This is a genomic window from Ruminococcus sp. CAG:57 (assembly GCF_000435935.1).
Classification (GTDB): domain Bacteria; phylum Bacillota; class Clostridia; order Oscillospirales; family Ruminococcaceae; genus Hominimerdicola; species Hominimerdicola aceti.
In genome coordinates, this window is record NZ_FR890702.1 from 1 (window position 1) to 7,354 (window position 7,354).

The 7,354-nt window shown below is 44.3% G+C and carries 6 protein-coding genes; all 6 read right to left on the reverse strand.

Features of this window, described 5'->3' with window-relative positions:
- Nucleotides 1-16: 16 nt before the first annotated feature.
- The 6 genes from QVO88_RS03010 to rimO all read right to left on the reverse strand — a co-directional run bounded on the left by QVO88_RS03010 (nucleotide 17) and on the right by rimO (nucleotide 7,145).
- Nucleotides 17-1,453 (reverse strand): hypothetical protein, encoded by a 1,437-nt coding sequence (locus QVO88_RS03010; RefSeq protein WP_022287051.1) that lies wholly within the window; start codon nucleotides 1,451-1,453, stop codon nucleotides 17-19.
- Nucleotides 1,454-1,920: 467 nt separating this feature from the next.
- A complete protein-coding gene (locus tag QVO88_RS03015; RefSeq protein WP_022287052.1) occupies nucleotides 1,921-2,802 on the reverse strand; it encodes a peptidylprolyl isomerase in 882 nt (293 codons plus the stop codon).
- An 11-nt stretch (nucleotides 2,803-2,813) separates the two neighbouring features.
- Entirely contained in the window at nucleotides 2,814-4,229 is a 1,416-nt protein-coding gene (gene cysS, locus QVO88_RS03020) for a cysteine--tRNA ligase (protein ID WP_022287053.1), read from the reverse strand.
- Nucleotides 4,230-4,254: 25 nt separating this feature from the next.
- Complete coding sequence (gene cysE, locus QVO88_RS03025; protein WP_325206966.1) at nucleotides 4,255-4,971, reverse strand: serine O-acetyltransferase; 717 nt, start codon at nucleotides 4,969-4,971, stop codon at nucleotides 4,255-4,257.
- 250 nt (nucleotides 4,972-5,221) lie between these two features.
- Entirely contained in the window at nucleotides 5,222-5,800 is a 579-nt protein-coding gene (pgsA, locus tag QVO88_RS03030; protein WP_022287055.1) for a CDP-diacylglycerol--glycerol-3-phosphate 3-phosphatidyltransferase, read from the reverse strand.
- A 16-nt stretch (nucleotides 5,801-5,816) separates the two neighbouring features.
- Nucleotides 5,817-7,145, reverse strand: coding sequence for a 30S ribosomal protein S12 methylthiotransferase RimO (rimO, locus tag QVO88_RS03035; RefSeq protein WP_022287056.1), 1,329 nt, complete (start codon nucleotides 7,143-7,145; stop codon nucleotides 5,817-5,819).
- Between the last annotated feature and the right edge of the window lie 209 nt (nucleotides 7,146-7,354).

Consider the following 7,354-nt stretch of genomic DNA (forward strand, 5'->3'; position numbering starts at 1 on the left):
TAAATTATGTCTGAAATTAAAGCTCAACTGGCTCGAATCTGATACGGATATTAGGAAGCTTCTTGATCTCTGTGTAGCTGTTCATAAGTCCGTCCTCAATAGACAGATCATTCTCACCGCTTGCAGGAGGAGCAAAAAGTCTGAGAGTCAGATCAGCCTCACCCTCCAGCGGCTTCTCAAAGAAAGCTGCCATAAGGTCGATCGTCTTTGCCTCAGGTGACTTATAGAACCACTTGCCGTTTATCTCCATCATGATGTTTGAATCATCATCAAATATAACCTCGCAGAAGTGTGGATTCTTTTCAAAGTGGAGAGGGATCTCAAGACCCTCAGCGTCCTCAGAACCGCCCCAACGAAGCGTGCATGGCAGTGTAACCTCATCGCCTCTTGTCATTGCAGGCTTGAAGAAATCATCGTGGATAATTTCCTTGTATGTCTTCATAACAGGCTGCTCGATACCGCAGTCAGCATAGTTAGGGTCCTGAATCTCAAGACCAAGACGTCCTCTGTCTCTGAACTGATAGAAAGTAAATCCTGAGAACCAGCTCTCGCCGTCAGCTTTGAGCATATCGCAGAATTCCTTTACCATTGCTGCCTGATCGTATGGACCTGTAACATCACCGTCAGCGTTGAACTCGCTCATTACCATTGGCTTTGTAACGCCGCCGTTTATCTCCTTGAATCTCTCAAAAGAACGCTTTGTCATATTGTATATGTCCTTGACCTTGCTTCTGCTGTGGCTTGTTCCGCCTCTTTCAGCAACGTCATAAGGCCAACCCCAGTGAAGAGCCATGTACTTGTCAACAGACCAGATGTCTGTCTCCTTGACAGCCTGTGAAAACTCTGCTTCCTTTTCGATCTCGTTCTTGTTAAGATCTTCAATGCCACCGATACAAAGAATAGTAGAAACGTTTGGTGCATATTCCTTAAGTATCTTATTGAAACGGCAGTAGAAATCAGCAACTTCCTGATAAGTACATCTCTTGTTGAATGAGAACCAGTTGCCTGTAGCTTCATGGTTTATTCTAAGAAGAAGTCTGCCGAAAGGTCTAAGGTCATTTGCGATAGCGATAAGCTGTTCGTCTGAAACGTGTGGGTCAACTGTGAGTGTGAGTGTAACGTCCTGTCCATGACGTCTTACATCTCTCATGAAGGTAAAAGGCTCGCCCTCTGTGTTGCCCTCAAGACCGCCCTTGTATGTGAAATAATCATCATATGGATAATCCCATGCAAAAGAAACATCTTCGTCTTTCATTACCTCAGAAATTCTTCCAGGGAACTCCTTATCCAGCGGATAGTAGCAGTACATAAGGCTTATGCTTCTGTGTGGTCTGCCCATTTTGTTGAGAATGTAATCCTGATTTACATACTCTCCACGCTCAGAGCCATCGCCCAAATCAACAGCACATTTTGCCTTACCCATATGCAATGAGTAGATCTTGTATTCGCTCATAAATTTTCCTCCTATTTTAAAGACAGGACTTTCCTGCCTATTCTGTTACTAAAAAAAATCGTTAATATCGTCCAACACCCTTGAAAGCTCAACCCTCGGCTCAAAGCACATAAAATTCAGGCACTGCCGGAATTTTTTCACACATGGACTTGGTTTTAAGTTTACCACAATAAGCTCATAAAGTCAAGAACTGTGGCTCGGCTAACGTTATTAATGTAATTTACAATATAAGCCGTCATGTCTAATATAATAAAATTTATGTTTCATATTCTTATATTAAGTATAAAATCTTCTGATTTTAAGCCTTAGTCCATACGAAAGCAATGTTAATATCTTCACGTTCTAAAGAGTAGTATAGCAGAGCTTAATACAAATTTATAGTGAAATAAACAAATAAATAATGAATTTTCAGTGAATATAAAAAGCGAACAGGCATCCACCCGTTCGCTTTAATTGATATGATTAATTTACATCTCCGAGCTTGTGTCTGCACTGTCGACCGCACTCTCAGAAACCTCAGAACTATCCGCACTGCCTGCAAAAGCATTGCTGTTTTTATTCTCTCCGTAGGTAGACATATACACCTTTGTGAATTGTATGTCCTCCCTAGGCTTCAGCGTCTCAGAGTCAGCCACATCAGTACCGCATATCTCGTCATAAATATCCAAGCCATCATATACCTGACCGAAAACAGTATACTGCTGAGAGAAATTCAGCACACCGCCATATTTCTCAAAAGCATCGGTGATATCCTCAGGGATATTGTTGCTGTCTGCAAGCTTGCTGTCAAGCTCCGCCTGCTCCTCCTCGGTAAGGTCATAGTTATCAACAAAAAGAAGATAGCTGTTTGAAACCTTCTTCTTGCTGAACAAGTGGCCTTGCTCCTGCGTGTATGCACAAAGCGCACCTTTTAAAGGCCACAGGTTTTTTGAATACTCCGCCTCGATAGTGGTGGTGTCAGTGTCAGAAGTTGTCTGACCGTCAGCCTGCTTTGTTCCGCCTATAAAATACACACCGTCCTGCACCATGCTCACATAAGTGCCGTCATAATAGCCCTTTTCCACAAGTCCAGTGAAAAACTTGCAATAGTTTGGTGCTTCATCAGGGAAAAGCACAGCCTTGAAAGTTCCCTTGTTTGTTTCAAAAACCACCACAGGGCTGTCATCGGCAGGTTCGTCCATCTGTATCACCTTTGCATCAGTATAGTCTATATCGTTCTTGCTGCTGCCAGTGCAGGCGTAAAAGAGAACAAAGATTATAACAAAGCAAATTGCTATAAGTGAAAACTGAAAATACGTCTGAAACTGTTTTCTGCGGTATGGACCCAGATCCTGTTTATTTTTGCTCATTTAACGCTCCTTTACTTTTTCTTTATCTTTGTACCCTGTCTTGTTTCCTCAACGATATAGCCAAGCTCGCCTATCTTATCTCTCAGCTCGTCAGCCTTAGCAAAGTCCTTTGCCTTTCTTGCAGCCTTACGCTCCTCAACAAGTGCCTTGACCTCCTCAGGGATATCCTCTTCACCGTCAGCACTGAGCTTCTTTGCAGCTTCTATCAGACCAAGTGAAAGCACCTTGTCAAAATCCTCGATAAGGGCAAGCTTTGTTTCATTGTTAGTGTCAGCTTTAAGAACGTCATACAGAACAGTGATAGCATTTGAAGTGTTTATATCGTCATCAAGTGCCGCCTTGAAGCTACCCTTGAACTTCTCAAAATCCACAAGCTCCACCACCTCGTCAGGCTTCTTGTCAGCCATAAGCTGTGCTATCCTTGCAGTGAGCTTGTTGTATGCTGTCTTTGCATTGTCAAGGTTTTCGTATGTGAAAACAAGTGACTTTCTGTAGTGTGACTGCAAGCAGAAAAATCTGTATACCAGTGGGTCATAGCCCTTTGACTCCAGCAGTGAAACAGTAAGGAACTCGCCCTTAGACTTTGACATCTTTCCGCTGTTCGTGTTAAGGTGCAGTATATGGAACCAGTAGTTGCACCACTTATGACCAAGATAAGCCTCAGACTGTGCTATCTCGTTTGTGTGGTGTGGGAAAGCGTTGTCGATACCACCGCAGTGAATGTCAAGTCTTTCGCCAAGGTGCTTCATGGAGATACATGAACACTCGATATGCCAGCCAGGGTAGCCCACACCCCAAGGGGAATCCCATTTAAGCTCCTGATCGTCGAACTTAGACTTTGTGAACCACAGTACAAAGTCAGCCTTGTTGCGCTTGTTTGTGTCCTCCTCAACGCCCTCACGAACGCCGACCTCAAGATCTTCCTCATTAAAGTTGTGGAAAACATAATACTCTTTCAGTTTTGAAGTATCAAAATAGATGTTTCCACCTGCCTCATAAGCATAGCCCTTGTCCATAAGAGCAGAGATAACCTTGATAAAATCACCAATACAGCCCGTTGCAGGCTCAACAACGTCAGGTCTTTTGATATTTAGCTTCTTGCAATCCTCAAAGAAAGCGTCAGTGTAGAATTTTGCGATCTCCATAACAGTCTTATGCTCACGCTTTGCGCCCTTGAGCATTTTATCATCGCCTGTATCGCCGTCAGAAGTAAGATGACCAACGTCAGTGATGTTCATTACTCTCTTTACGTCATAACCGTCATAGCGGAGATACTTTTCCAAAACGTCCTCCATTATATAGCTTCTCAGATTGCCGATATGGGCATAGTGATAAACTGTAGGACCGCAGGTATACATTGACACCTTGCCCGGCTCGTTTGGTACAAATTTTTCGATCTTGTGAGTAAGCGTGTTATAAATGTTCATTTATCTTTACCTCTTTCCTTATATTTTACTGCTCTTTCTTTCCGATCTTTTCAAGCTCAGCCACTCTCTTTTCCAGCTTAGCTATCTGTATTCTTGTCTGGCAAAGCTCCTGAGCCACAGGATCAGGGATATGCACCTGATCGAGGTCGCAGGTGCGCTTGCCGTTCTGCTTAACTATCCTTGCAGGCACACCCACAGCCGTTGAGTTTGCAGGCACAGGCTCAAGAACTACCGCATTTGCGGCTATCTTTGCATTGTCCCCCACAGTGAATGGTCCAAGCACCTTTGCACCGCACCCTACCATAACATTGTTTCCAAGGGTCGGGTGTCTTTTACCGTGGTCTTTACCTGTTCCGCCAAGGGTACAGCCCTGATACAGCAGACAGTAATCGCCTATCTCAGCGGTCTCGCCTATAACAACACCCGAGCCGTGGTCGATAAGCAGACCCTTGCCTATCTTAGCACCTGGGTGTATCTCGATACCTGTCAACATTCTTGCAAACTGTGAGATACATCTTGCGATGACCTTGTGCTTGTGAACATAGAACCAGTGCGACACCCTGTAAAAAGCCACAGCGTGAAGCCCCGAATATGTGAGGATCTCCAGCGTGCTCGTTGCCGCAGGATCTCTGTCCTTTATAGTCTGAATATCATGCTTTATATTTTCCAAAATTGTCATATCTATCTCTCCCTTTCTAAGAAAAAACCTCCGGAATGGCGTTTCACCACTCCGGAGGCAGATTATGATCTACGGTCCCACTCCGATTTTCTGTACAAAATTTTGTACAGCTCAATATCTTTAACGCAGACCCTACGGAGAGGAATACTAGGCTTTCGCCGTTGTTCGCTCCCTGCTGTCAGCCGCACTTCACTGAAAGTCCTTGAAGCCTTGCACCAAACGGCTCCTCTCTGAAAATTACCTCACAGCTACTCTTGCTGATACGCATTTATATATTAAGTTATCATATGCCGCAACACGTCGGCAGGCCACATTATTTGCCCGAATCTATATACTTCCAGTATCCCTTGAGATAAACTGCACCGGAAATAACGGTAAGCACAACCGCTATCCAAATGAGTATCTCGTTTACAAGGAATATCGGTGTACCCCAAGTGAAATCAGGGCTTCCCTTTGGTGCAGGAAAAATTATCTGAAGCACCATTATAGCAATAAGAGCAACCATGGTGAAAGCAGTTTTCAGCTTGCCCCATATTCCTGCTGCGACCACAACGCCCTCGCTAGCCACAACAAGTCTAAGACCCGTTACCATAAACTCTCTTGCAAGTATCAGTACCACCGCAACAGGGTCTATCCAACGTTCAAATGTGAAGCAGATAAGCGCCGTCATAACAAGAAGCTTGTCTGCAAGCGGGTCAAGAAACTTTCCGAGTGTTGTAACAAGATTGTGCTTTCTTGCTATCTTGCCGTCAAACCAGTCTGTAATTGAAGCCGCAGCGAACACGATAAGCGCAAACACCATGTGATGCGGTATCTTGAAAAGCAGCACGAACAGCAGGAAAAACGGTATCAATATTACTCTAAGCACTGTAAGTTTATTTGGCAGGTTCATATCAAGTTCCTTTCATCTACATTTTTGAGCCGATAAGGTCATAATCCATAGTATCGTCAATTTTTACCTTGACATACTCGCCGACCCTAACTTTATCCTCGCTCAGGAAGAATATCTTTCCGTCTATCTCAGGTGCGTCCGCCTGACTTCTGCCGTAGTAACACTCGGCATATCTGTCAAAGCCCTCGCAAACCACCTCGACTTCGCTGTCGAGAGCAGCCTCATTAAGGCTGTCGGAAATAATCATCTGTTCTTCCATTATTATCTCCGCTCTGCGCTCTCTGTCCTTTAAAGGCACCTGATCTTCAAACTTCTCCGCAGGCGTACCCTCCTCAGGCGAGTAAGCAAAACAGCCGAGCCTTTCAAAGCGAATTTCCTTTACAAACTCGCAAAGCTCTTCGAACTGTTCCTTAGTTTCCCCTGGGAAGCCTGTAATAAGAGTTGTCCTCAGCGTAACGTTCGGTATCTTTTCTCTTATCTTCTTTATAAGCGCCGTAAGGGTCTCTCTGTCCCCATGGCGGTTCATTCTTTTAAGTATGGTCTTGTTGCAGTGCTGTATAGGCATATCAAGATACTTTACAAGCTTGTCCTCTTTAGCGATAACGTCCAGCAGTTCGTCCGTTATCCTCTCAGGATAGCAATAAAGCGTTCTTATCCACTTGAAACCGTCTATCTCACAAAGTGCCGTGAGCAATTCAGGGAGCATAGACTTGCCGTAGATATCCTCGCCATAGCGTGTTGTATCCTGCGCCACAACTACAAGCTCCGTAACGCCGTTCTCAGCCAGCCATCTGGCTTCCTTGACGATATCCTCCATGCGTCTGCTTCTGTATTTTCCTCTTATAGACGGGATAGCGCAGTAAGTGCAGTTGTTGCTGCAACCCTCGGCTATCTTTATATACGCATAGAAAGGCTCAGTAGAAATAATTCTTCCGCCTTCCATGGAAAGCTCAGTTTTTGCGCCATAAGAACAGACCGCCTGCTTATCCAGCAGTATCTCTCTTATGATATCGCAAATTTTTCCGTTAGAGCCTATTCCCACAACAGCGTCAAGCTCAGGAATCTCCTTTTTCATTTCGTCACGGTATCTTTCAGCAAGACAGCCCGTAGCTATTACCGCCTTTATCCTGCCCTCCTGCTTGAGAGTACAGAACTCAAGTATAGTGTCTATAGCCTCCTGTTTAGCCGACTCGATAAATCCACAGGTATTTATAATGACCACATCAGAAAGGGCTGCGTCAGAAACTATCTGAAAACCCTCTTTGCGCAGATCATAGAGCATATGCTCAGCGTCCACCTGATTTTTTGGACATCCGAGAGAAACCATTCCCACTCTAGTTGCCATGAAAAAATCTCCAATCCTACACCGCCAACGGACGGCATAAAGTATCACAATAATCTATCTTATTATCTCACTTTTACACAGTTTTGTCAAGCCCTTTTAGTCACTATTGTATGACAAAAATCAAAATATTTATGAAATTTCCACAAAGCCAAAAGCATACAGAAAGTAAGTCCGGCATGATCCCAAAAGAAAACCCCGAAAGTTGCAGC